The organism is Arthrobacter sp. MMS24-T111 (genome assembly GCF_054888995.1).
Genome location: NZ_JBTZRO010000001.1, coordinates 3,481,568 through 3,505,874 on the forward strand (window position 1 = coordinate 3,481,568; position 24,307 = coordinate 3,505,874).

Genomic DNA, 24,307 nt, shown 5'->3' on the forward strand with positions numbered 1-24,307 from the left:
TCCCGGGCAGCAGAACTGCCCGGGACCAGGCAACCACCCCTAACTTCTCTGTCTGACGTGCAAAGGAGCACCCAAGATGTCTTCCCACACTGTGCAGGACCACCAGCATTCCCCGCACCCGCCCAAGCAGTCGTCCCGGTTCGGGCGTCTGATCCGTGAACTCTGGTTCCAGGTACTCCTCGGAGGAGTCCTCGGCATCCTCGTAGGCATGTTCATCCCGCAGGTCGGCTCGCAGCTGACCCCGCTCAGCGACTGGTTCATCGCCCTGGTCAAGATGATCATCATCCCGGTCGTCTTCTGCGTCGTCACCCTCGGCGTTGCGTCCATGGACAGCCTCCGGAAAGCAGGACGAATCGGCATCAAGGCCCTCGGTTACTTCATCGTCCTCTCCCTTATCTCGATGCTCATCGGCCTGCTTGTCGCCAACATCTTCCACCCCGGCGAGGGCATGAACATCGACGTCTCCAAACTGAACGCCGACAAGATCCCCGGCGCCGGCAAGAGCTTTGACGGCATCGAGTTCGTCAACAGCCTGATCCCCACGTCATTCTTCGGCGCCCTCACCAGCAGCGCCATCCCGGCCGCCCTCCTGGTCTCCATTGTCTTCGGCGCAGCACTGAACCTCTCGGGCGAATCCGGTGTCCTGCTCACCGGCGGCATCCGCGCCCTGTCCACCGTCGTGTTTCGGATCGTTGGCTGGCTCATGCGCCTGGCACCCATCGGAACCTTCGGCGCCCTCGCCGCTACGGTGGCCAAGTACGGGGCCACCAGCCTTCAGCAGCTCGGCTTCCTGATCCTGCTCTTCACCGCCACGTGCATCGTGTACGTCCTCGTCGTCTTGGGCATCATCGCCCGGACCTGCGGCCTGAACATCTTCACCGTCATGCGCTACTTCAAAGACGAGCTCCTGATCGCCCTGGCAACATGCTCCAGCGAGGCCGTGCTCCCGCAGGTGATGAAGAAGCTCGAAAACATGGGCGTCGGCAAGCCGACCGTCGGCATCGTCATCCCGTCCGCGTTCTCTTTCAATCTCGACGGATCCGCGATCTACCTGACCATGGCGTCCGTCTTCCTGGCCCAAGCCGTCGGGATCCACCTCTCCTGGGAACAGCAGCTGGCCATGGTCGGCATCATGATGATCTCCAGCAAGGGAACAGCCGGCGTCGCCGGCGGTGCCTTCATTGTGCTCGCCGGCTCCCTGGGAGCCGTCAGTGCGATCCCCACCGCCGCCCTCGCCCTCATCGTCGGCGTTGACCGCCTCCTGAACGAAGGCCGCGTCTTCATCAACGTCATCGGCAACGTGCTGGCAACAGTCGTCGTCGGCAAATGGGAGAAAGACTTCGACCTGGCACAGGCCCGCAACGTGATACACGCATCGGGTCGAAAGAAGAACGAACTCCCGGCAAGGACGGCCGACCACGTCGAGACCGAGACGGTCGACGCCCACTAAACCCTGTCAGGGCCGCCTCTCTCCCGGGGCGGCCCTGACCCGTGTGCACTTCACCCAGCACCAGCCCACCGCTATACCGACGAGGAACACCACACCATGGCCCGGCGCATACTCATCACTACCGACTACCTGCACGCCGGAGATGCCGTCGATCACCTCCTGCGCGACCGTGGCTTGGAACCCGTCTACGCACCGTCCAGAGGCTCACGGTCCCTTGAGGAACGTCGCTCACTGTTCGACGGCATCTCCGGAGCCATCCTCGCCAGTGAACCCGTTACCGCCGACATGCTCGCTGATGCGTCCTCCCTCAAAGTCATCGCCCGCAGTGGCGTCGGCTTCGACTCCATCGACATCCAGGCCGCTTCCGCCGGCGGAATCAAGGTCTGCAACGCCCCCGGAACAAACCACCACTCCGTCGCCGAACTGACCATCGGGCTGATTATCATGACCGCACGCCGCCTCCTGGAGGTCACCACCGCCGTTCGCGAGGGCGGCTGGCCGCGTGAAGCCGGCCACGAACTGCGCGGCTCCACCCTCGGCATCATCGGCTACGGCCCCAGCGGACGCGCCACCGCGACGCTGGGCGCTGCCCTCGGCATGAATATCCTCGTCAGCACCGCCCACCCAGACCCCCGGAACTCTGCGGCCCGGTTTACCGACCTCGACACGGTCATTCAGGAATCCGACTACCTCTCCCTGCACACCCGCGGAGGCCGCGCCACCGGACAGCTCATCAGTGCATCCCGGCTGCAAGCAATGAAACCCACGGCCGTGCTCATCAACACCGCGCGGGGCTCACTCGTAGATGAAGACGCACTGGCCAAAGCACTGTCCGACGGCACCATCGCCGCAGCTGCCTTGGACGTTCTCGAAAGCGAGCCCCTCCCCGACGACAGTTCCCTCCGGGGCCTGGACAACGTGCTCATCACCTCCCACCTCGCCGGACAAACCGTTGAAGCCCGTGCCCGGGCCGGACTCGCAGCCGCACACGCCGTCATCGACGTCCTCGAACACCGCCAACCGGCACACCAGGTCAACCACTAACCCCCATCGAGCAAATAGTAAGAAGGATCCTTGAATGTCGACATCCCACCGCATCGCAGTCATTCCAGGCGACGGAATCGGCACCGAGGTCGTACCGGAAGGGCTGCGCGTCCTGAACGCCGCAGCCTCAGCCTTCGACCTCAACCTCCAATACGAACACTTCGACTATGCCTCCGCCGACTACTACACCCGGCACGGCAAGATGCTCCCCGACGGGTGGTTTGAGGAACTAAACCAGTTCGATTCCATCTTCTTCGGCGCCGTCGGCTGGCCCGACGTCGTCCCCGACCACATCTCCTTGTGGGGCAGCCTCCTGCAATTCCGTCGCCACTTCGACCAGTACGTCAGCCTCCGCCCGGTCAAACTCCTGCGCGGCGTGCCCAGCCCCCTGGCCGGCCGCGCCCCGGGCGACGTCGACTTTTACGTCGTTCGGGAAAACACCGAAGGCGAATACTCCAGCATCGGCGGAAAGATCTTCGAAGGCACCGACCGCGAAACCGTAGTCCAGGAAACCGTCATGACCCGCACCGGCGTGGACCGCATCCTCAAATACGCCTTCGACCTCGCCCAAAGCCGGCCAAAGAAGCACCTCACCTCCGCCACCAAAAGCAACGGCATCGCCATCACCATGCCCTACTGGGACGAACGTGTGCAGGAAATGGCCAAAGGCTTCTCCGATCTGAAGGTGGACAAGTACCACATCGACATCCTGGCCGCTAACTTCGTCATGCACCCTGACTGGTTCGACGTCGTGGTCGCCAGCAACCTCTTCGGCGACATCCTCTCCGACCTCGGACCGGCCTGCACAGGGACCATCGGCATCGCCCCCAGCGGAAACATCAACCCCGAACGCAAATTCCCCAGCCTCTTCGAACCCGTCCACGGCTCCGCGCCGGACATCGCCGGCAAGGGCATCGCCAACCCCATCGGCCAAATCTGGTGCGCCGCAATGATGCTGGACCACCTGGGAGAACCCGAAGCCGCGGCCGCCATCACCACCGCCATGGAAACCGTCCTTGCCCGCGGACCCGAAGCCCTCACACCCGACATGGGCGGAAAAGCCACCACCAAGGAACTGGGTAAAGCAGTGGCCGCAGCCCTGACCGCATCATGACCCCCTCGACCGGCCCCAGCAACGGGCGCACACCCGCCTTCGAAGAGCGGATCATGCTCCGCCAGCACCTCCACTGGCGACGGCTCATCGGAGCGACCGTCCAGATCCGCCAGCACGGCCAACTCATCCGCACCGGAACCGTGGATGACGCTATGGCAGACTCCACAGCGCTCTGGATCGCAGGCGACGCGGCCCAACCGCGCACCATGTACGAAGCTGCGCACGGGATCGAGGTGTGGGCCCCACCCGGAAGAAGCCGAAGACGGGATCTGCTACCGGATGACATCAACAGCACCATCACATAACTGACCCAGTACGGAGACCCATGACGCAGCGCACCTACATGCCCCGAAGCACCGAAGACACCTCCTACTCCACCCCAGTGCTCAGCAGTGTGCTCCCGGGCTTCATCCCGGAACGCAATATTCCCGCAGAGATCGCCCGTTCCTGGCTGTTGGTCAATGCCATGAAGCCTGAGCTGTTCGACCAGTCGGCAGTGTCCCGGGCCGATTCGATCATCCTGGATATTGAGGATGCGGTGGACCCGTCGCAGAAGGACCAGGCCCGCGGCAACGTGATCGACTGGCTGACCGCCGGCGGCCAGGCCTGGGTCCGGATCAATGACGCCACCAGCCCGTTCTGGGCCGATGACCTCGCGGGCCTGCGCGGCACCCCGGGCCTGCTCGGTGTCATGCTCGCCAAGACCGAATCGGCTGACCAGGTGACCGAGAGCTTCCACCGCATGGACGGCAAGACCCCCGTGATCCCGTTGGTGGAATCCGCGGTCGGCATAGAGGAAGCCAACAACATTGCCAAGGCGCAGGGTGCGTTCCGGCTGGCGTTCGGGTCCGGTGACTTCCGCCGCGATACCGGCATGGCCGCCACCCCGGAAGCGATGGCCTACCCGCGCGCCAAGCTGGTCGTCGCCAGCCGGGTGGGCAACTTGCCGGGCCCCATTGACGGCCCCACCGTCGGCACCAACCACCCCATCCTGCGCGAGCAGACCGGCATCACCGTGATGATGGGCATGACCGGCAAGCTGTGCCTGGCCATTGACCAGACCCCGGTGATCAACGAGGTCATCAGCCCCACCCCGTCCGACGTCGCGTGGGCCACCGACTTCATGAACGACTTCGAGGCCAACGGCCGCGTGATCCGTGACGGCTCCGACCTGCCCCGACTGGGCCGCGCCGAGAAGATCATGAAGCTCGCCGTAGCCTTCGGGGTCCAGCCCGCACATTAACGCCCGCGCCGCCGCCCGCGTGGGCGGCCAAGGCGCACAACAACGCCCTTCGCACGTCCGCCCACTGCCGTATCAGCAACCAAGATCTGAAGAGAGAACGAATGGCCTACGCAAACTACCGATACAGGGGTCACAACTACCTTGGCGAAGTTCACGGCGAATACCTCATCCCGCTGGCCGGGCTCACAGACATCGGACCGGAAACATCCGCCGATCTCCTTGCCAGTGCCGCCCGCCTGAGGGAATTACGGGTTCCTCTATCCGAAGTCACCCTGCGCGCGGCGTCACCAAACGCCGGCAAGATCCTCTGCGTGGGCCTGAACTACAAAGACCATGCCGACGACACCAGCACGGCCACCTTTCCCGTCCTCTTCCCCAAGTACACAACCACCCTCATAGGACCTGCCGACGACATCATCCTTCCCCCGGAGTCCACTCAGGTCGACTTCGAGGGCGAACTCGCCGTCATCATCGGCAAGACAGGCCGCCGCATCGTCGAACAGAACGCAATGGACCACATCCTTGGCTACTGCGTCTCCAACGACATCACCATGCGCGACTTCCAAAACAAGTCCCACCAATGGCTGCAGGGCAAGATCTGGGACAACACCACCCCGCTCGGCCCGCACATCGTCACACCCGCAGAATCCGACATCAGCAAGGTCGGCATCAGCACCACCCTGAACGGGGAAGTCGTCCAAAAATCGGATCTCTCCCACCTGATCTTCAGCATCCCCACACTCATCGCCACCATCTCCGAATTCACCACCCTGGAACCAGGGGACGTCATCCTCACCGGCACACCAGCCGGAGTCGGATACCGCCGTGACCCCCAACTGTTCCTCAAAGACGGCGACTCCGTCACCGTGACAATCGAAGGGGTCGGCAGCATCACAAACACCGTCAGGGCAGAAACCACCTGACGCATACCCTGTGGAATTTGCCGATAAGTGCGGCGTTCTATGTTTAGCCGGTGTCGATAGTTCTTTCTGACGAAGATGCCGGGGCAGAGCTGACGCACGGACGTTAGGTGCCCCGCGCTTCCTAGATATTCGTCGGCCGGCACCATAAGGCCACACTTACAAAGCAGACATAGGTGTGGACACTGTCAACACCCAATTTGGCAGGACAAACCTCGGGGCACGACTCTCGCACGCACGCCCTAAGACCGACTCCCAGGGACGCCCTATAGCGAGATCGCCGAAGTCATGTCGTCCCCGCTCCCCTGAGCCATGAATGAGTGTTGGACAACCACGCCCAACCAGACAGCACCCGAACGAGGAACCATATAACCCACTTCAGCAGGCGGAAGGACCACCAGCCAGCGTCCCGAGCCCGCCACCCACACACCTGAATAGGCCATCGCGGCGGCCAGGCGACAGCCCGCGACCCAACCCGTCAGACGACGCGACCGCAAGCTTTGTCAACACGTCAAAGCAAAATCGCCTCTGACGAGGGAATACGTCGTGCCCGAGGTGGGACTCGAACCCACACACCTTTCGATACCGCATTTTGAGTGCGGCGCGTCTGCCAATTCCGCCACTCGGGCGCGGAATACATGGAGCGAAACGCTACGCCCACAGCTGACTGTGAGCAACGCGATCGCTTCACGTACGCGGAATTACTCTACATGCAGATAGGCTGAATTCCAGAATCGCGCCGTCGTCGCCGCAAACAAACCCTGCAAGCCAAGTACAGCCGCGGTGGCACCTAAGATAGTGATGTCCCGCCGTACCTTTTCAAGGAGATCCCGTGACTGAACAGACGGAGTCCAAGCCCACGTCCCAGCCGGCGCGCCGCGTCATTGTGGCAGAGGATGAAACACTCATCCGCCTCGACATCATCGAGATCCTGCGCGGCGAAGGCTATGACGTTGTGGGCGAGGCGGACAACGGCGAGAAGGCCGTCCAGCTCGCCGAGGAACTGAAGCCGGACCTGGTCCTCATGGACGTCAAGATGCCCGTCATGGACGGCATTTCTGCGGCCGAGAAGATCGTCAAGGCACGCATCGCCCCTGTGGTGCTGCTGACCGCCTTCAGCCAGAAGGAACTGGTGGAGCGTGCCCGGGACGCCGGCGCCATGGCCTATGTGGTGAAGCCGTTCACGCCCGCAGACCTCATCCCGGCCCTGGAGATCGCCCTCTCCCGCCACGAGGAAATCAAGGCCCTCGAGAGCGAGGTTTCCGACCTCCAGGAACAGTTCGCCACTCGAAAGCTCGTGGAACGCGCCAAGAGCCTGCTGACCACGAAAATGGGCCTGACGGAGCCGGAGGCCTTCCGCTGGATCCAGAAGACCTCCATGGACCGCCGCCTCAGCATGCGTGAGGTCGCCGAAACCATCATCAACCAGGTCAACTAGCGCTCCGGCAAGGCCCAGAGAATTACGACGACGGCCCGGCCCCCACGCGTAAAGTCCCCTAACGCACAGCACCAAAGCAAAGGACCCCTGCCAACCGGCAGGGGTCCTTTGCTTTGTCCGAAGACTAGGCCTAGGCCTTCTTCTTCTTTTCCGGCCAGGGGCCGAGCTTTTCCTTGTTGCTGCTGACTTCACCGGCGCGGGTGGAGTCGGCCAGGTCGCCTACCTTGTGCACCTTCAGCGAGTTGGTGGAACCGGCCTTTCCGGGAGGGGACCCGGCAGCAATGACCACCAGGTCACCGTCCTGCACCAGGCCCATTTCCTCGAGGCTGCGGTCCACCTGCGCGGTCATGGCGTCCGTGTGGTCCACCATCTGCACCAGTACCGGCTGGATGCCCCAGGTGAGCGCCATCTGGTTCCAGACCTGCTCCACCGGGGTGAACGCGAAGACCGGCTTAATGGGCCGCAGGCGGGACAGGCGCCGGGCGGAATCGCCGGACTGGGTGAACGCACAGATGTACTTGGCGTCCAGCTGGTCGGCGATTTCGACGGCGGCACGGGTGATGGCGCCGCCACGGGTCTTGGGCTTGGTCCCCAGCGGGGGGACGCGCTCCAGGCCGTGGACCTCGGTGGATTCGATGATCCGGGCCATGGTCTTGACCGTTTCGATCGGGTACTTGCCCACGCTGGTCTCACCGGACAGCATGACGGCGTCGGCACCGTCGAGGACGGCGTTGGCGCAGTCGGAGGCCTCGGCACGGGTCGGGCGCGGGTTGTCGATCATGGACTCGAGCACCTGGGTGGCCACGATGACCGGCTTCGCCCAGCGCCGGGCGAGCTCGATGGCGCGCTTCTGCACGATCGGCACTTCCTCCAGGGGAAGCTCCACGCCGAGGTCGCCACGGGCCACCATGATCGCGTCGAACGCGTCGATGATCTCCGGCAGCTGCTCGACAGCCTGCGGCTTCTCGATCTTGGCGATGACCGGCACGCGGCGGCCTTCCTCATCCATGATCTCGTGCACGCGGGTGATGTCGGACGCATCCCGGACGAAGGACAGGGCCACCAGGTCCACGCCGCGGCGCATCGCCCAGCGGAGGTCGTCCTCATCCTTTTCGCTCAATGCGGGAACGTTGACTGCCACGCCGGGCAGGTTGATTCCCTTGTTGTTGGACACCATGCCGCCGACGGTCACCTCTGCAACCACCTTGACCTCGTCGACCTCAATGGCGCGCAGGGCCACCTTGCCGTCGTCGATCAGCAGAGCGTCCCCCACCTTGACGTCCTCGGTGAGGCTCTTCAGGGTGGTGGAGCAGATCTCCTGGGTGCCGGGGACGTCCTCGGTGGTGATGGTGAAGATGTCACCTACCGCGAGTGCGTGCGGGCCGTCCACGAAACGGCCCAGGCGGATCTTGGGGCCCTGCAGGTCGGCCATGATGGCCACGGCCTTGCCCAGGTCCGCTGCCGCCTTGCGGACGTTTTCGTAGGTGTTGTCGTGCACGGTGTAATCGCCGTGGCTCATGTTCATGCGGGCGACGTCAACGCCGGCCTCCAGCACAGCCAGGGTGTTCTCGTAGCTGGCAATTGCCGGGCCAAACGTAGCCACAATTTTTGCGCGTCTCATATACCTACCCTATTGGTCTCTTGCATTGGTTAAGTTGTCGGCGAGGTGAACCCTCGATGCACCCCTAGAGGACGGCGATGGCGCGGTCCGTCGGCGCGACGGGAGCGGGAAGGATGGTGCTTCCCATCAGGTACTTGTCCACGGCTGCTGCGGCGGCGCGGCCCTCGGCGATGGCCCACACGATCAGGGACTGCCCGCGGCCGGCGTCACCGGCAACGAAGACACCGTCGGTGTTGGTCATGTAGTAGCCGTCGCGGGCCACGTTGCCGCGGCCGTCGAAGTCCGCGTGCACCTGTTCGGTGATGCCGGCCGGTTCGGCTCCGGTGAACCCCAGGGACAGGAACACCAGGTCTGCGGGGATGACCCGTTCGGTGCCCGCCTTGGGGAGTCGCTTGCCGTCGACGAATTCGGTTTCGGCCACCTTGACGCCGGTGAGCTTGCCGTTCTCGCCAACGAATTCCACGGTGGACGCGAGGTACGTGCGTTCGCCGCCTTCCTCGTGGGCGCTGGCCACTTCGAAGAGGTTGGGGAACGTGGGCCACGGCTGGTGGCTGGCACGTTCGGCCGGCGGCTGCTTGCCGATCGCCAGCGTAGTGACGGACGCTGCGCCGTGCCGGTGGGCGGTGCCGAGGCAGTCGGCCCCGGTGTCACCGCCGCCGAGGATCACCACGTGCTTGCCGTTGGCGTGGATCTGGTTTTCGATGGCTTCCCCGGCCACCACGCGGTTCGCGGGTACCAGGTAGTCCATGGCGAAGTGCACGCCTTCCAGGTCCCGGCCCGGGATGGGCAGGTCCCGCGGGACGGTGGCGCCGGTGCACACCACGACGGCGTCGTAGCGCCTGCGCAGCTGCTCCCACGTCACGTCGGTCCCCACGGCCACTCCGGTCCGGAAGCGGGTGCCTTCGGCCTTCATCTGCTCGACGCGGCGGTCCACCTGCTCTTTTTCCATCTTGAAGTCGGGGATGCCGTAGCGCAGCAGGCCGCCGATCTTGTCGTCCCGTTCGTAGACAGCCACGGTGTGGCCCACGCGGGTCAGCTGCTGGGCGACGGCCAGGCCCGCCGGCCCGGAACCCACCACAGCGACGGTCTTGCCGGTCAGGCGCGTCGGCGGCAGCGGGTTGACCCAGCCGTTCTCGAACGCCTCGTCGATGATGGAAACTTCGACCTGCTTGATGGTGACGGCGGGCTGGTTGATCCCCAGCACGCAGGAGGCTTCGCAGGGGGCGGGGCACAGCCGGCCGGTGAACTCGGGGAAGTTGTTGGTGGCGTGCAGCCGCTCAATCGCTTCCTCGCCCTTGTCCCGCCACATGAGGTCGTTCCACTCGGGAATGAGGTTCCCCAGGGGGCAGCCCTGGTGGCAGAACGGAACGCCGCAGTCCATGCAGCGGCCGGCCTGCGCCTTCAGGACGCCTTTCTCCTGCGCTTCGTAGACTTCTTTCCAGTCCATGATGCGCACGGGAACGGGACGGCGCGGCTGGGTTTCACGCTGGCGTACTTTCAGAAATCCGCGTGGATCAGCCACCGGTCACCTCCAGGATTCGAGACCATACTTCTTCGCCGTCGGGGTCAAGGCCCTCTTCGATGGCGTCAAGACGGGTTTGCAGCACGGCCGCGTAGTCGCGCGGCAGCACCTTGGTAATGCGGGCAGCGGTGTCGTCAAAGTTTTCGAGGAGCCGCGCCGCCAGCTGGGATTCGGTTTCTTCGATGTGCTTCACCAGCAGTCCATGGACAATGTCGCGGTCCTCGGCGTCGAGCTCGCGCAGCTGCAGCTCGCCGGACTCGAGGGCCTGCTTGTTGACGCGGGTGGTCCGCAGGTCCAGCACGTAGGCTGTGCCGCCGGACATGCCGGCGCCGAAGTTGCGCCCGGTGCGTCCCAGGATCAGCGTCTGGCCGCCGGTCATGTACTCGCAGCCGTGGTCCCCGATGCCTTCGACGACGGCCGTGGCACCGGAGTTGCGGACCAGGAAGCGTTCGCCCACCTGGCCGCGCAGGAACATCTCGCCGCTGGTGGCGCCGTAGCCGATGACGTTGCCGGCGATGACGTTGGTCTCCGCCTTGAAGACGTTGGTACGGTCCGGCCGGACGATGATCCGGCCACCGGACAGCCCCTTGCCCACGTAGTCGTTCGAGTCGCCGAACAGCCGCAGGGTGATGCCCGCCGGCAGGAAGGCGCCGAGCGACTGGCCGGCAGTGCCGTTCAGCGTGATGTCGATCGTGTCCGTGGCCAGCACATCGGTGCCGTAGGTCTTGGTGACGACGTGGCCCAGCATGGTGCCCACGGAACGGTCGGTATTGATGACGTCCACGTTGATCTTCACGGGGCTGCGGTCCGTCAGCGCCTCGGTGGCCATGGTGATCAACCGCTGGTCGAAGTGCTTGTCCAGCTCGTGGTTCTGGCCGGTCATGTTCCGCAGCGGCGCGTCGTCGTCGAACTCCAGCCCGTGCAGGATCGGGTCCAGGTCCAGGCCGTCGGCCTTCCAGTGGTTGACCGCGTCGCGGGCATCCAGGACCTCGGCGTGGCCGATGGCCTCTTCGAGGCTCCGGAAGCCAAGCTCGGCAAGGATTTCACGGACTTCCTCAGCCAGGAACTCGAAGAAGTTGACCACGAACTCCGGCTTGCCGCTGAAGCGGGCACGAAGCTCAGGGTTCTGGGTGGCAACGCCCACCGGGCAGGTGTCCAGGTGGCAGACGCGCATCATGATGCAGCCTTCCACCACGAGCGGGGCGGTGGCGAAGCCGAATTCCTCGCCGCCCAGCAGGGCGGCAATGACGACGTCACGGCCGGTCTTGAGCTGGCCGTCGACCTGGACCACCACGCGGTCGCGCAGGCCGTTGAGCATCAGCGTCTGCTGGGTCTCGGCCAGGCCAAGTTCCCAGGGGACACCGGCGTGCTTGAGCGAGTTCAGCGGCGAGGCGCCGGTTCCGCCGTCGTGCCCGGAAACCAGGACGACGTCGGCCTTGGCCTTGGTCACGCCGGAGGCCACGGTGCCGATCCCCACTTCGGACACGAGCTTCACGTGCACCCGTGCGGACGGGTTGGCGCGCTTGGCATCGTAGATCAGCTGCGCCAGGTCCTCGATCGAGTAGATGTCGTGGTGCGGGGGCGGGGAAATGAGTCCGACGCCGGGAGTCGAGTGGCGGGTCCGGGCCACCCACGGGTAGACCTTCTGCGCCATCAACTGGCCGCCTTCGCCGGGCTTGGCGCCCTGGGCCATCTTGATCTGGATGTCGTCGGCGTTGGTCAGGTAGAGGCTGGTGACGCCGAAACGGCCGGAGGCGATCTGCTTGACCGCGGAGCGGCGCTTGGGGTCCAGCAGGCGGTCCACGTCCTCGCCGCCTTCACCGGTGTTGGACTTGCCGCCCAGCTGGTTCATGGCGATAGCCAGCGTCTCGTGGGCTTCCTGGGAGATGGAGCCGTAGCTCATGGCTCCGGTGGAGAACCGCTTGACGATGCTGGAGACCGGTTCCACTTCTTCGAGCGGAACGGAGGGGCGCTCGTTCTTGAACTTGAGCAGCCCGCGCAGGGTCATCAGGTTGGTGGACTGGTCGTCAACGCCCTTGGTGTAGGCCTTGAAGATGTCGTACCGGCGCTCACGCGTGGCGTGCTGCAGCCGGAAGACGGTCTCCGGGTTGAACAGGTGCGGTTCGCCGTCGCGGCGCCACTGGTACTCGCCACCGCCCAGCAGGGGCCGGTGCGGCTGTTCGATGCCGCCTTCCGGGTATGCCATCTGGTGGCGTGCGGAAACTTCGGCAGCGATAACGTCCAGGCCAACGCCGCCGAGCTGGGAGTGCGTGCCGGCGAAGAATTCGTCCACCAGTTCCTGGCCCAGGCCCAGTGCCTCGAACGTCTGGGCGCCGGTGTAGGACGCAACAGTGGAGATGCCCATCTTGGACATGATCTTCAGGACGCCCTTGCCGAGGCCCTTGATCAGGTTGTAAACGCCGTCCTGCGGGGTAACCCCGGTGACATCGCCTGCGGCAATGAGCTGTTCCACGGATTCCATGGCCAGGTAGGGGTTGACGGCGGACGCGCCGTAGCCGATCAGGACGGCCACGTGGTGCGTCTCGCGGACGTCGCCGGCCTCCACCACCAGGGCGGTCTTGGTGCGGTTGGCGCTGCGCAGCAGGTGGTGGTGCACGGCGCTGACCAGCAGCAGGGACGGGATCGGGGCCCACTGGGCGTTCGAGTCACGGTCGGAGAGCACGATGTACTGGACTCCGCGGTTGATGGCGCCGGAAACCTGCTCGCAGATCTCGGTCAGCCGGGCGCGCAGTGCGTTCTCGCCACCCTCCGGGCGGTACAGGCCGCGGACCTTCATGGCCACGCGGTTGCCGTCGGCGTCCTCGATGTTGGCGATCTTGGCGAGCTGGTCGTTGTTGATCACCGGGAACGGCAGCTGGACCTGCGGCTGGCGCACCTGCTTGGTGTCCAGCAGGTTGCCGTTGGGGCCGATGGCGCACGTCAGGGAGGTGACCAGTTCCTCGCGGATGGCGTCCAGCGGCGGGTTGGTCACCTGCGCGAAGGACTGCACGAAGTAGTCGAAGAGCAGGCGGGGGCGCTTGGACAGGACCGCAACGGGGGTGTCGGAGCCCATGGCGCCGAGGGGTTCGGCGCCGGTGCGGGCCATCGGGCCGAGCAGGATCTTCAGTTCCTCGGTGGTGTACCCGAAGGTGCGCTGGCGGATGTTCACGGACGCGGCCGTGTGCACCACGTGCTCGCGCTCTGGCAGGTCGTTGAGGTCGATCAGGTTGTCCTTGACCCACTCGGCCCACGGGTTGGCCGCGGCGACTTCGGCCTTGACCTCTTCGTCGTCGATGATGCGGCCGGCCTCGGTGTCCACCAGGAACATCTTGCCCGGGGAGACGCGGCCCTTCTTGACCACCTTGGAGGGCTCGACGTCGATCACGCCCACCTCGGAGGCGAAGACGATCAGGCCGTCTTCGGTGATCCAGAACCGGCCGGGGCGCAGGCCGTTGCGGTCAAGGGTGGCACCCACCAGGTTACCGTCGGTGAAGGAGACGGCGGCAGGGCCGTCCCACGGTTCCATCAGCAGTGAGTGGTACTCGTAGAACGCGCGCCGTGCCGGATCCATGGTGGCGTGGTTTTCCCACGCCTCGGGGATCATCATCATGATCGAGTGCGTGATGGGGCGGCCGGAGAGCCAGAGCAGCTCGGCGACCTCGTCGAAGGACGCCGAGTCCGATGCACCCGGGGTGCAGATGGGGTACAGCTCTTCGGGAGAGTCGCCCAGCAGAGGGTTGGCCAACTGTGACTGGCGGGCACGCATCCAGTTCCGGTTGCCCTTGACGGTGTTGATCTCACCGTTGTGGGCGATGGTCCGGAACGGCTGCGCCAGGGGCCAGGACGGAAAGGTGTTGGTGGAGAAGCGTGAGTGGACGATTGCCAGCTTGGTCTTGAACCGCTTGTCCGAGAGGTCCGGGTAGAACGGCTCCAGCTGCGCGGTGGTCAGCATGCCCTTGTAGACGATGGTCCGGGAGGACAGCGAGGGGAAGTAGACGCCGAACTTGTTCTGGGCGCGCTTGCGGATCCGCCAGGCGCGGGAGTCCAGTTCGTTGCGGTCCAGTTCCTCACCATTGGCCGAGGCCAGGAAGGGCTGGGAGAAGTAGGGCATGCAGGCGCGGGCCATGGCGCCCACGAGGTCGGCGACAACAGGTACCTCACGCCAGCCGAGGACCTTCAGGCCTTCGTCGGCGGCGAGGCCCTCGATGCCGGCCTTGGCTGCGTTGGCCTCACGCTGCTCGGCAGGCAGGAATGCCGTGCCCGCCACGTACTGGCCGGGGGCAGGCAACTCGAACTCGGTCACCGCCCGGAAGAACTCGTCGGGGATCTGCATGAGCAGGCCCGCGCCGTCGCCCGTGCCCTCGTCGGCACCCACGGCACCGCGGTGTTCAAGGTTGCGCAGGGCCGTCAGGGCGGCATCGACGATGTCATATCCGGGCTCGCCGCGCAGGGTCGCGATGATGGCGAGGCCGCACGCGTCCTTTTCCTGCTCCGGGTTGTAGAGCCCGGCAGCTTCCGGCATGGCGGCGAAGCGCTTGAACGGCGACAGTGCAGTCTCAGGCTGGTCCGGTTCGGACCAGCTGGGAGTGTTAAGAGTTTGGGTCATGGGAGACGTCCTTCCTCCTGATCGTGCGTATGGAAGGGACACCGTTGGCCCCACTCGTCGGCGCCGTTGCAAGGGCACAACAAAGTGTTGATTACTGGAAATTGTAGGTCAGCGCAGCCTGCTGAACTAACGGTTACGCAGGCACCTGCCCGGGGCTTCATCCGTCAGCATCTCTTTGCTGCCAGGAGTGGCCCCATGCCACGACATTGTGGTTTCGGGCCCTTCGAGCGGTGGCTCTGCTGCCCTGCCTGGCCGGCTTCCTATTTACCGGCGCCGGCCTCCGATGCGGGTCCTGTGGCTGTGCTGCCGGATGTTCCGGAAGCCGTGGCATCCGTGCCAGGCTTGGAGCCTGCCGGAGCCGCCGCGGGTTCTTCCGTGGAATCGGAAGCATGCCGGGAACCGCTTTGGTTATCAGGGAGATTACCACGCGAATCACTATCTGAGACAACAGTGTCCGGATCACGGACTTCCTGCGCGTCCTCGGCGGCTGCCCCGGGCAGGGCTGCTTCGGCGGCGGCTGCTTCGGCCGGTTCACGGCCGGGCAGGTAAACGGTGTCCGGCTCCGGCCGGCCCTTGAGTCCCAGCAGGAGGAAAGCAAGCAGGGCGGCCAGGAACACGAAGATGCTGGTCCACACGTTGAGCCTGGTGGTGATGCCGAGGATGTTGATCTGTTCGGCGTCGTCGATGCGCAGCAGTTCGATCCAGACACGGCCCAGGGTGTAGTACATGGCGTAGAGCCAGAAGAGCCTGCTCCGGCGGAAGTGGAAGCGCCGGTCCAGGGCGAGCAGGATGAGTACCCCTGCCACATTCCAGAGCGATTCGTAGAGGAAGGTCGGGTGGAACAGGGTATCCGCCGGCAGGCCGGCCGGGAAGTTCGGGTTGTTGGCGTCGATCTGCAGCCCCCACGGCAGCGTGGTGGGGCCGCCGAACAGTTCCTGGTTGAAGTAGTTGCCCCAGCGTCCCAGGGCCTGGGCCAGGAGCAGGCCGGGTGCGGCGGCGTCGACGAAGGCGCTGAGCTTTACGCCGCTGCGGCGGCAACCGATCCAGGCACCGACGGCTCCCAGGACGACGGCGCCCCAGATTCCGAGGCCGCCGCGCTGGATCTGCGGAATCAGCGAGAGGTCGCCGGTGCCATCGAAGCCGGGGCCGAAGTAGGCATCGGGGGACGACACCACGTGGTAGAGGCGCCCGCCAATGATGCCGAAGGGAATGGCCCAGATGACGATGTCCCAGACGCTGCCTTCGGGGGCCCCGCGCTTGGCCCAGCGGACGGAGGTCAGCCACAGGCCAACCACGATGCCGGCCAGGATGCACAGCGCGTAGGCGTGGATCCGCAGGCTGCCCCACGGCAGGGGGATGTCGAACCCGGACCAGCTGGGGCTGGGGATGCTGCCCGGCACCAGTGCGGGTGCCAGGGCGGCTGCCTGGATCAGTGCCTGCATGGGTTATGCCCCGTCCGTGGTGTGGCCCGCTTCCGGCGCCAGGCCGGTACTGAGGTCCTTGGTGAGGGCCGCGACGGCGTCCACTCCCCCGTCGCGGAGGGCCGCAACCAGGGCGGTGCCCACAATGACGCCTTCGGCGTAGGCGGCGATCTCGCGGACCTGGTCCGCGGTGGATACTCCGAGGCCTACGCAGACGCGCTCCGCTCCGGCGTCGTGCGCGGCGGCAACCACGTCCTTGGCGGCAGTGCTGACGGACGTGCGGGCACCGGTGACGCCCATGATGGAAACGGCGTAGACGAACCCGCGGCTTGCATCCACGGTGCGCTGCATGCGCTCTGCGGTGGACGACGGGGCAACCAGGAACACCCGGTCAAGGCCGTACTTGTCCGACGCAGCCATCCACTCGTCAGCCTCGTCGGGGATCAGGTCCGGCGTAATGAGCCCGGCTCCCCCGGCCTCGGCAAGGCGGCGGGAGAATTCGTCGACGCCCATGCGGACCACGGGGTTCCAGTAGGTCATGACCAGGACAGCGGCGTCGGTCTTGCTGGTGATACCGGCGACCACGTCGAAGACCTGCTTGACGTGGAAGCCGTTGGCCAGCGCCTCGGTGGTGGCAGCCTGGATGACCTGGCCGTCCATGACGGGGTCGGAATAGGGGATGCCGACCTCGATCAGGTCCGCACCGTTCTCCGCCAGGGCGATGCCGGCGGCGATGGTGTCCTCGACGCTGGGGTAACCGGCGGGGAGGTACCCGATCAGTGCCGAGCGGCCCTGGGCGCGGGCCCGGTCAATGGCGGCTGCCGACTTGCTGGTCATCTCTGCGCTGTTCACAGCTGCTCCCCCTCTTTGCCGATTTCCGATTCGGCGGAATCCTTGTCAAGCAGGTCAAACCACTCGGCGGCGGTGGCCACGTCCTTGTCGCCCCGGCCGGAGAGGTTCACGATGATGATCTTCTCCGCCGCGTTGGCAGGGTCTTCGGCGGCGAGCCGCTGGCCCACCTTGATGGCACCGGCCAGCGCGTGCGCGGACTCGATGGCAGGAATGATGCCTTCGGTGCGGCACAAAAGGCGGAAGGCCTCCATGGCTTCGGTATCGGTGATGGGTTCGTAGCTGACCCGTCCGATGTCCGAGAGGTAGGAGTGTTCCGGGCCGACCCCGGGGTAGTCCAGGCCGGCGGAGATGGAGTGCGACTCGATGGTCTGCCCGTCGTCGTCCTGCATCAGGTAGGAGCGGGCACCGTGCAGGACGCCGGGCTTGCCCAGCGAAATGGTGGCCGCGTGCCGGCCGGTCTCCACGCCGTCGCCGCCGGCCTCGAAGCCGTAGATCTTCACCGACGGGTCATCCAGGAAGCCGTGGAAGATGCCGATGGCGTTGGAGCCGCCGCCGATGCAGGCGCACACGGCGTCGGGGAGCCGGCCCTCCTGCTCCAGGATCTGGGCGCGGGCTTCCTCCCCGATGACCTCGTGGAAGTAGCGGACCATGGCAGGGAACGGGTGGGCGCCGGCCGCTGTCCCGAGCAGGTAGTGGGTGTTGGCGACATTGGCCACCCAGTCCCGGAGGGCGTCGTTGATGGCGTCCTTGAGGGTCTGTGATCCGCTGGTGACCGGGATGACCTTGGCACCCAGGAGCTCCATCCGGGCAACGTTCAGCGCCTGCCGGCGGCAGTCCTCGGCGCCCATGTACACCACGCACTCCAGCCCAAGCAGGGCAGCCGCGGTGGCGCTGGCCACGCCGTGCTGGCCGGCGCCGGTTTCGGCGATGATCCGGGTCTTGCCCATCCGCTTGGCAAGCAGCGCCTGGCCCAGGACGTTGTTGATCTTGTGCGAACCCGTGTGGTTGAGGTCCTCGCGCTTGAGGAATACCCGCACTCCCCCGGCATGCTGGGAGAACCGCTTCGCTTCGGTCAGCAGCGACGGCCGGCCGGAGTAGTTCTTGTTCAGGTCGGCAATCTGGGCCCGGAATTCGGGGTCATCCTTGGCCTTGTTGAAGGTTTCCTCAAGTTCGTCCAGGGCGGCGATCAGGGACTCGGGCATCCACCTGCCACCGTAGCCGCCGAAGTACGGCCCTGGCGCGTGGCGGAGGGATCCGCCCTGCAGGAATGCTTCCGCGGTGTTGTTCTCAGCGTTCCCTGAGGGTGCGTCGGCCATCAGTCCCGTCCTGTTCCAAGTTGATCGGTCAAAAGTGTGCTGTTCCGGCCTGGGCCGGAGCGGTGGTTGCAGGCACTGCGGGGCCGGCACGGGCCGGCACCGCAATGCGGGGTGCGCCGGGGTGCCGTCAGCGGCGCGCGGCGATCGCGGCGGCACCCGCGGCAGTGAATTCGGCGATCCGTTCCCGGGGAGTCGCATGGCTCACCAGGGCCTCGCCCACCAGTATGGCGTTGGCGCCGTTTGCGGCGTAATGCGTGACGTCGTCGGCGTCGCGGACGCCCGATTCGGCGACCACCACTGCTTCGCCGGGGATCAGGCCCGCCAAGGAGGCAAAGACTGAACGGTCGACGTCGAGCGTCTTCAAATTGCGCACGTTGACACCGATGATCCGGGCGTTCGCCGCTACGGCGCGCTCGATTTCCTCTTCGGTGTGGGTCTCCACGAGCACGTTCATGCCCAGTTCGGCGCTGAGGGCGCTGAACTCGGTGAGCTGGGCGTCGGAGAGCGCGGCAACGATCAGCAGGATGAGGTCGGCGCCGTGGGCACGCGCCTCCCAGACCTGGTATTCGTCAAGCGTGAAGTCCTTGCGGAGCAGCGGGACCTCGACGGCGGCGCGCACGGCGTCCAGGTCGGCGAGGGAGCCGTTGAAGCGGCGCTGTTCGGTGAGGACACTGATGACGGACGCACCGCCGTCGGCGTACTGCCTGGCCAGCGACGCCGGATCCCCGATGCTGGCGAGGTCGCCCTTGGAGGGGCTGCGGCGCTTGATTTCCGCGATGACTTTCAGCTGTTCCCGGGTTGCGGAGGTGCCGCCGAGGGCCGCCCAGGCGTCGCGCGCCGGCGCGGCTGCCTGGGCCCGGTCCTTCAGCTCAGCCAGCGAAACGAGACGCTTCCTGGCCTCCATGTCCTCCCGGACACCGGCGTTGATGTCGTCGAGAACAGTTGCCATCAGTGGCCGGAGTTCTTCAGCTTGCTGCCTTCGACGCCGTAGCCTGCCTTGCGCATGACATAACCGAGGATCAGGCCGATCACCATGACCACGGCTCCGCCGATGAAGATCGGGGTGCTGGCGATGACGAACGCGATGGCTGCGATGAGTGCGCCGACGAGCATGACGATGACGCAGGTCCAGGCGGCCGGGCTGTTGCCGTGGCCAAGTTCCTGGCTGTGGTCAATGACGCCGGGGGCCACCGTGCGGGTGCCGGAAGTGGAAGCGGACGCAGGTGCTTTGCTCATGGAAATCTCCTCAGGATGGATACTGCTTACATTCTGCCATTTTTTGGTTGCCGCCCGCGTACCGTCAGGCGTCCCCGCCGCCGGCGCCGCCGGCGGCGCCACTCAGGTGGGGTCGTCGCCGCGCGACAGCCGGTCCCAGCTGTCGATCTCGTCCACGGGTCCGGCCGGGGCCGCCTGCCCGGCTGTGACGGGCGCGTCATATTTGGTGCGCGCCTTCCAGTGCCGGGATGCGGGAATGATCAGCAGGGCGCCCAGGGCCAGCAGGCAGCCGGCGACGACGGCCACTGCCGGGAAAGCGGTGAGTTCAACGTGCGCCTGGCTGCCGGAGACGCCGGTAGCGGTGGCAATCGTTCCCTGCGCCGCTGCCAGCGGGTCCGCGAGGACGGTGGCGGCGGCAGTCACGATGCCGGCCGAGGCAAGGACGATGATGGCGGTGATGACCCACCGGGCGATCCTGCCGGCGATGGAGGCGGCAAGGCCGCCCGCCAGTGCCACCAGGGCCAGGGCTGTGACGGTGGTGGCTGCCTTGCTCCCCTGCACGGGCAGGACGCTTTGCGCGGCGCCCGCCTGGTTGGGGTCCAAGGTGGCGGTCATCCACGTCTGGGTGGTGGTGCCGAACGCAGCCAGGGCCAGGAGGGTGATCAGCAGGACCAGCGTGGACTTGCGCGCCCACACCGGCGTGGTCCGGCCTTTCGAGGCTTTGCCCGGTTTGCCGGCGTTGCCCGCATTGTCCGCTGTTCCCGCGCTGCCGGCAGCCACTCCGGAGTCAGCCATCAGGACTCCGTCCGGCCGGGAAGGGATTCTGCGGAGATGTTGTGCAGGGACCCGGCAGTGTGGACCGCGCGCAGCGGGGCGGCGGCCTTGTTGACGGTTTCGAGGGCCTCCGTGGGGTTCACGGAGTCGGCCACGATGCCGCCGCCGGCCTGGACGTATGCCCGGCCTTCGCGGATCAGCGCGGACCTGATGGCGATGGCCATGTCCATGTCGCCGGCGAAATCGAGGTAGCCCACCACCCCGCCGTAGATGCCGCGGCGGTGCGGTTCGAGTTCGTCCAGCAGGCGCAGCGCCCGGGGCTTGGGCGCGCCGGACAGGGTGCCGGCCGGGAACGTCGCCTTCAGGACGTCGTAGGCCTTGGCCTGCGGTGCCAGCCTGCCCACCACGGTGGACACCAGGTGCATGATGTGGCTGAAACGCTCCACCTCCATGAACTGGGTGACGTCCACAGTGCCGGCCACGCAGACCTTGGAGAGGTCGTTGCGGGAGAGGTCCACCAGCATCAGGTGTTCGGCACGTTCCTTTTGGTCGGCGAGCAGTTCTTCGGCCAGGGCCTTGTCCGCTTCCACCGTCTTCCCGCGGGGACGGGATCCGGCGATCGGGTGGGTGATGACTTCCTCGCCGGTGACAGTGACCAGGGCTTCGGGCGAGGACCCGACGATGGAGTACTCGCGGCCCTCGGCGTCGGCCAGGCTGAAAATGTACATGTAGGGGCTGGGATTGGTGTTGCGCAGGACCCGGTAGACGTCCAAGGCGGACGCCTGGCACTCCATCTCGAACCGTCGCGAAATCACCACTTGGAAGACCTCGCCGTCCACGATGGCTTCCTTGCCGCGGTCCAAGGCGGCCAGGTACTCGGCCTCATCCCAGCGTTCCTGGACGCTGGACGCAAAATCCAGTGCCGCCGGTTCCAGCACGGAGACCGGCTGCGGCACGGGGGCACTGATCTTGGCCAGGAGTTCCTTTACCCGCGCTACAGCGTCATGCCAGGCCTCGTCCACGCGCTCGGAACTGTTGTCGAAGTTGATGGCGTTGGCAATGAGCAGGACCGTGCCGTCAACGTTGTCGTGCACGGCCATGTCGGTGACCAGGTTCAGGGCCATCTCCGGCAGTTGCAAGTCGTCCTCGGGCGGGCTGACCAGCCGCTCCCAGTGCCGGACAGTTTCCCAGCCCAGGAACCCCACCAGGCCCGAGGTGAACGGCGGGAGCCCCTCGAAGCGGTCGGTGCGCAGCGCGTCGATGGTGTCTCGGACGGCGTCGACGGGGCTGCCGCTGACCGGGACGCCAGCGGGCGGCTCGCCCAGCCAATGGGCCTGTCCGTCCTTGGTGGTCAAGGTGGCGCGGGACCGGGCACCGATGAAGGAGTAGCGGGACCAGGCGCCGCCAACGGCCGCGGATTCCATCAGGAACGTTCCGGGCTGGCCCTGCGCCAGCTTGCGGTACAGGCCGATGGGTGTTTCGGCGTCGGCCAGCACCTTGAGCCTGACGGGGATGACCCGGCTGTGGCCGGCGAGTTCCCGGAATTCCTCAAGGCTTGGGCTGATGGTTCCAAGGTCCTGCATGGCTATGCTTGTCCGCCTGTTCTTCTAAAGGGCCGGCCGTGCCGGACTCCTTGAGTGTGCTTGCTGGGTTGGCCGCGGCCGGCTGGGACGCCGTGGCCCGGCAGCCGGTCCGGCCTAGCTTGCGTGGCCTGTGACGACGGTGAGGTCCCTGCCGTCAAAGCAGGTGCGGGTGCCCGTGTGGCAGGCGGCACCGACCTGGTCGACGCGCACCAGCAGTGCGTCGCCGTCGCAGTCCAGGGCAACCGACTTGACCCATTGGACGTGCCCGGAAGTGTCGCCCTTGCGCCAGTACTCCTGGCGTGACCGCGAGTAGAACGTGACGCGTCCGGTGGTCATGGTCCGGTGCAGTGCCTCGTCATCCATCCAACCGAGCATCAGGACTTCGTTCGTGTCGAACTGCTGGACCACAGCTGCCACCAGGCCGGCGGCGTCGCGCTTGAGCGCGGCTGCCACGTCCTCGGGAAGCGGTCCGGAGCCGGGTGTTGCCGGGGCGGATTCAGCGGACGACGACGGTACCTGGGATCCGTTGGATCCGGCGGTTGGGGCGGGGGTTGGCTGCTCAGACATCGGGTCAAGTCTAGTGCCTTTGGCGGCCGCCCTCCCGATGTGAACAACGGCACGCCACCGGGCGGTGCGATGCTGCCCAACTTCGCGGCTCTCGTGCTAGTTTCACAAGTGATGCATTTCGTCGAACCGTCCCGAGAAGTCCTGGCCGAGACCCTGCTTGCGGCCGGCCCTGATGCGCCCACGCTGTGCAAGGGCTGGCGCACCAGGGACCTTGCCGCGCACCTCTACCTGCGGGAGCGCAAGGCCGCCGTCGGGCTCGGTTTGATCATCAAGCGACTGGCCAAGGCCTCCGACCAGGCCACTGCCAAGCTTGCGGCCAAGCTGACCACCACCGAGGACTACGCCCGGCTCGTCAACACCTTCCGTGCCGGGCCGCCGGCCCTTTCGCCGATGAGTATCAAAGCCCTGGACGAAAGCGCCAACCTGATCGAGTATTTCGTGCACACCGAGGATGTCCGCCGGGCGGTGGACCGGTGGGCGCCACGGGCCTTGGACGAGGCGTACTCGGATGCGCTCTGGGACGAACTGGTCAAGCGTGCCGCCATCCTGTACCGCGGCGTGGACCTCGGCATCGTGCTGGTCCGTCCGTCCGGTCCCCGCCACGTCGCCAAGCGGGCTCCGGTCTCCGTGGCCATCGTGGGTGAGCCGGGCGAACTGCTGATGCACGCGCACGGCCGCACGCGCCACGCCCTGGTTACTTTCGAAGGCCAGCCGGACGCCGTCGCCCTCCTGCAGTCAGCCGAAGTAGGCCTCTGACCCAACTGGGTCGCATTTGTTGCCGTTATGGGCGTTCATAACGACAACAAATGCGAGTCAGGCGGTTAGCGGACTTCGAAGCCTGCCGCGCGGATGGCGTCCTTGACCTGGGACATCATGTCATCCGGGCCCCAGTGGAAAATTGACGCCGCCAGCACGGCATCCGCGCCGGCAGCAACCGCCGGCGGGAAGTGCGCGGGCTCCCCCGCGCCGCCGGAGGCGATGATCGGCACCCTGACGGCGGCCCGGACCAGCCTGATGAGTTCGAGGTCGAAGCCGTCCTTGGTGCCGTCGGCGTCGATGGAGTTGAGGAGGATCTCCCCCACGCCGCGGTCGGCGGCTTCCTTCGCCCACGCAATGGCGTCAATCCCGGTACCGGTGCGGCCGCCGTGGGTGGTCACTTCGAATCCCGACGGCGTGGGCCGGGACCCCGGGCGGGTGCGGCGGGCGTCGACGGACAGAACGAGCACCTGGGATCCGAAATGGCGGGTGATTTCGTCGATGACGTCCGGCCGCGCCACGGCAGCGGTGTTGATGGAGGCCTTGTCGGCGCCGTACCGGAGGAGTTTGTCCACCTCGGCGACGCCCCGGACGCCGCCGCCGACGGTGAGCGGGATGAACACTTCCTCGGCGGTGCGGCGGACCACGTCGAAGGTGGTCTCGCGGTTTCCGGAGGAGGCCGTGACATCGAGGAAGGTCAGTTCGTCGGCGCCGGCCGTGTCGTACCGGTGGGCCAGTTCCACGGGGTCCCCGGCGTCGCGGAGGCCCTCGAAGTTGACGCCCTTGACGACGCGTCCGGCGTCGACGTCGAGGCAGGGAATGACGCGTACTGCTACTGCCATGGGAACTCCTGGATATTCAGTGC

General features: G+C 66.1%; 20 protein-coding genes and 1 tRNA gene. 8 read left to right on the forward strand and 13 right to left on the reverse strand.

The features are described 5' to 3' along the window. The first annotated feature begins 76 nt into the window (after nucleotides 1-76). The 6 genes from ACX5I6_RS16355 to ACX5I6_RS16380 all read left to right on the forward strand — a co-directional run bounded on the left by ACX5I6_RS16355 (nucleotide 77) and on the right by ACX5I6_RS16380 (nucleotide 5,774). Nucleotides 77-1,450 carry a cation:dicarboxylate symporter family transporter gene (locus ACX5I6_RS16355; protein WP_141181448.1) on the forward strand — a complete coding sequence of 458 codons (1,374 nt, stop codon included), beginning with the start codon at nucleotides 77-79 and terminating at the stop codon, nucleotides 1,448-1,450. 96 nt (nucleotides 1,451-1,546) lie between these two features. Next, on the forward strand, nucleotides 1,547-2,494 hold the full coding sequence (locus ACX5I6_RS16360; protein WP_461841162.1) for a phosphoglycerate dehydrogenase: 948 nt from the start codon (nucleotides 1,547-1,549) through the stop codon (nucleotides 2,492-2,494). Nucleotides 2,495-2,528: 34 nt separating this feature from the next. Continuing rightward, nucleotides 2,529-3,608, forward strand: coding sequence for a tartrate dehydrogenase (locus ACX5I6_RS16365; RefSeq protein ID WP_461841163.1), 1,080 nt, complete (start codon nucleotides 2,529-2,531; stop codon nucleotides 3,606-3,608). Beyond that, nucleotides 3,605-3,913 carry a hypothetical protein gene (locus tag ACX5I6_RS16370; protein ID WP_461841164.1) on the forward strand — a complete coding sequence of 103 codons (309 nt, stop codon included), beginning with the start codon at nucleotides 3,605-3,607 and terminating at the stop codon, nucleotides 3,911-3,913. The genes ACX5I6_RS16365 and ACX5I6_RS16370 overlap by 4 nt, the downstream gene beginning before the upstream one ends. A 20-nt stretch (nucleotides 3,914-3,933) precedes the next feature. Next, a complete protein-coding gene (locus ACX5I6_RS16375; RefSeq protein ID WP_246857428.1) occupies nucleotides 3,934-4,851 on the forward strand; it encodes an HpcH/HpaI aldolase/citrate lyase family protein in 918 nt (305 codons plus the stop codon). Between the two features lie 101 nt (nucleotides 4,852-4,952). Next, the gene (locus tag ACX5I6_RS16380; RefSeq protein WP_461841165.1) at nucleotides 4,953-5,774 is read left to right on the forward strand and encodes a fumarylacetoacetate hydrolase family protein; all 822 of its coding nucleotides are present in this window, start codon (nucleotides 4,953-4,955) and stop codon (nucleotides 5,772-5,774) included. A gap of 544 nt (nucleotides 5,775-6,318) precedes the next feature. Here ACX5I6_RS16380 and ACX5I6_RS16385 read toward each other — a convergent pair. Continuing rightward, nucleotides 6,319-6,400 (reverse strand) — tRNA-Leu (locus ACX5I6_RS16385). 203 nt (nucleotides 6,401-6,603) lie between these two features. Between ACX5I6_RS16385 and ACX5I6_RS16390 the strand changes: the two genes are divergently transcribed. After that, entirely contained in the window at nucleotides 6,604-7,209 is a 606-nt protein-coding gene (locus ACX5I6_RS16390) for an ANTAR domain-containing response regulator (RefSeq protein WP_009358190.1), read from the forward strand. Nucleotides 7,210-7,339: 130 nt separating this feature from the next. Here ACX5I6_RS16390 and pyk read toward each other — a convergent pair whose 3' ends face one another. The 11 genes from pyk to hisI form a co-directional block, all read right to left on the reverse strand. Then, the gene (gene pyk / locus ACX5I6_RS16395) at nucleotides 7,340-8,830 is read right to left on the reverse strand and encodes a pyruvate kinase (protein WP_461841166.1); all 1,491 of its coding nucleotides are present in this window, start codon (nucleotides 8,828-8,830) and stop codon (nucleotides 7,340-7,342) included. A 64-nt stretch (nucleotides 8,831-8,894) separates the two neighbouring features. Further along, nucleotides 8,895-10,352: a glutamate synthase subunit beta gene (locus ACX5I6_RS16400; protein ID WP_285318230.1), complete on the reverse strand. Its 1,458-nt coding sequence runs from the start codon at nucleotides 10,350-10,352 to the stop codon at nucleotides 8,895-8,897. Continuing rightward, the gene (gltB, locus tag ACX5I6_RS16405; RefSeq protein WP_109863998.1) at nucleotides 10,345-14,958 is read right to left on the reverse strand and encodes a glutamate synthase large subunit; all 4,614 of its coding nucleotides are present in this window, start codon (nucleotides 14,956-14,958) and stop codon (nucleotides 10,345-10,347) included. Before gltB ends, ACX5I6_RS16400 begins: the two co-directional genes overlap by 8 nt. A gap of 260 nt (nucleotides 14,959-15,218) precedes the next feature. Continuing rightward, the gene (gene lgt, locus ACX5I6_RS16410) at nucleotides 15,219-16,400 is read right to left on the reverse strand and encodes a prolipoprotein diacylglyceryl transferase (protein WP_461841167.1); all 1,182 of its coding nucleotides are present in this window, start codon (nucleotides 16,398-16,400) and stop codon (nucleotides 15,219-15,221) included. A 3-nt stretch (nucleotides 16,401-16,403) separates the two neighbouring features. Further along, nucleotides 16,404-17,216 carry a tryptophan synthase subunit alpha gene (gene trpA, locus ACX5I6_RS16415; protein WP_461841741.1) on the reverse strand — a complete coding sequence of 271 codons (813 nt, stop codon included), beginning with the start codon at nucleotides 17,214-17,216 and terminating at the stop codon, nucleotides 16,404-16,406. Between the two features lie 11 nt (nucleotides 17,217-17,227). Then, nucleotides 17,228-18,547: a tryptophan synthase subunit beta gene (gene trpB / locus ACX5I6_RS16420; protein ID WP_461841168.1), complete on the reverse strand. Its 1,320-nt coding sequence runs from the start codon at nucleotides 18,545-18,547 to the stop codon at nucleotides 17,228-17,230. A 127-nt stretch (nucleotides 18,548-18,674) separates the two neighbouring features. Next, entirely contained in the window at nucleotides 18,675-19,496 is an 822-nt protein-coding gene (gene trpC / locus ACX5I6_RS16425) for an indole-3-glycerol phosphate synthase TrpC (RefSeq protein ID WP_461841169.1), read from the reverse strand. Further along, nucleotides 19,496-19,783 (reverse strand): HGxxPAAW family protein, encoded by a 288-nt coding sequence (locus tag ACX5I6_RS16430; protein ID WP_018761156.1) that lies wholly within the window; start codon nucleotides 19,781-19,783, stop codon nucleotides 19,496-19,498. Before ACX5I6_RS16430 ends, trpC begins: the two co-directional genes overlap by 1 nt. A 102-nt stretch (nucleotides 19,784-19,885) precedes the next feature. After that, complete coding sequence (locus ACX5I6_RS16435) at nucleotides 19,886-20,557, reverse strand: Trp biosynthesis-associated membrane protein (RefSeq protein ID WP_461841170.1); 672 nt, start codon at nucleotides 20,555-20,557, stop codon at nucleotides 19,886-19,888. Continuing rightward, nucleotides 20,557-22,119: an anthranilate synthase component I gene (locus ACX5I6_RS16440; RefSeq protein WP_285248896.1), complete on the reverse strand. Its 1,563-nt coding sequence runs from the start codon at nucleotides 22,117-22,119 to the stop codon at nucleotides 20,557-20,559. The genes ACX5I6_RS16435 and ACX5I6_RS16440 overlap by 1 nt, the downstream gene beginning before the upstream one ends. Before the next feature lie 114 nt (nucleotides 22,120-22,233). After that, nucleotides 22,234-22,686, reverse strand: a complete 453-nt coding sequence (gene hisI / locus ACX5I6_RS16445) for a phosphoribosyl-AMP cyclohydrolase (protein ID WP_461841171.1) — start codon at nucleotides 22,684-22,686, stop codon at nucleotides 22,234-22,236. 111 nt (nucleotides 22,687-22,797) lie between these two features. Between hisI and ACX5I6_RS16450 the strand changes: the two genes are divergently transcribed. Continuing rightward, the gene (locus ACX5I6_RS16450; protein WP_026264411.1) at nucleotides 22,798-23,442 is read left to right on the forward strand and encodes a TIGR03085 family metal-binding protein; all 645 of its coding nucleotides are present in this window, start codon (nucleotides 22,798-22,800) and stop codon (nucleotides 23,440-23,442) included. Between the two features lie 65 nt (nucleotides 23,443-23,507). On the opposite strand, the gene hisF is transcribed toward ACX5I6_RS16450, so the two are convergent. Next, on the reverse strand, nucleotides 23,508-24,284 hold the full coding sequence (hisF, locus tag ACX5I6_RS16455) for an imidazole glycerol phosphate synthase subunit HisF (RefSeq protein ID WP_461841172.1): 777 nt from the start codon (nucleotides 24,282-24,284) through the stop codon (nucleotides 23,508-23,510). Between the last annotated feature and the right edge of the window lie 23 nt (nucleotides 24,285-24,307).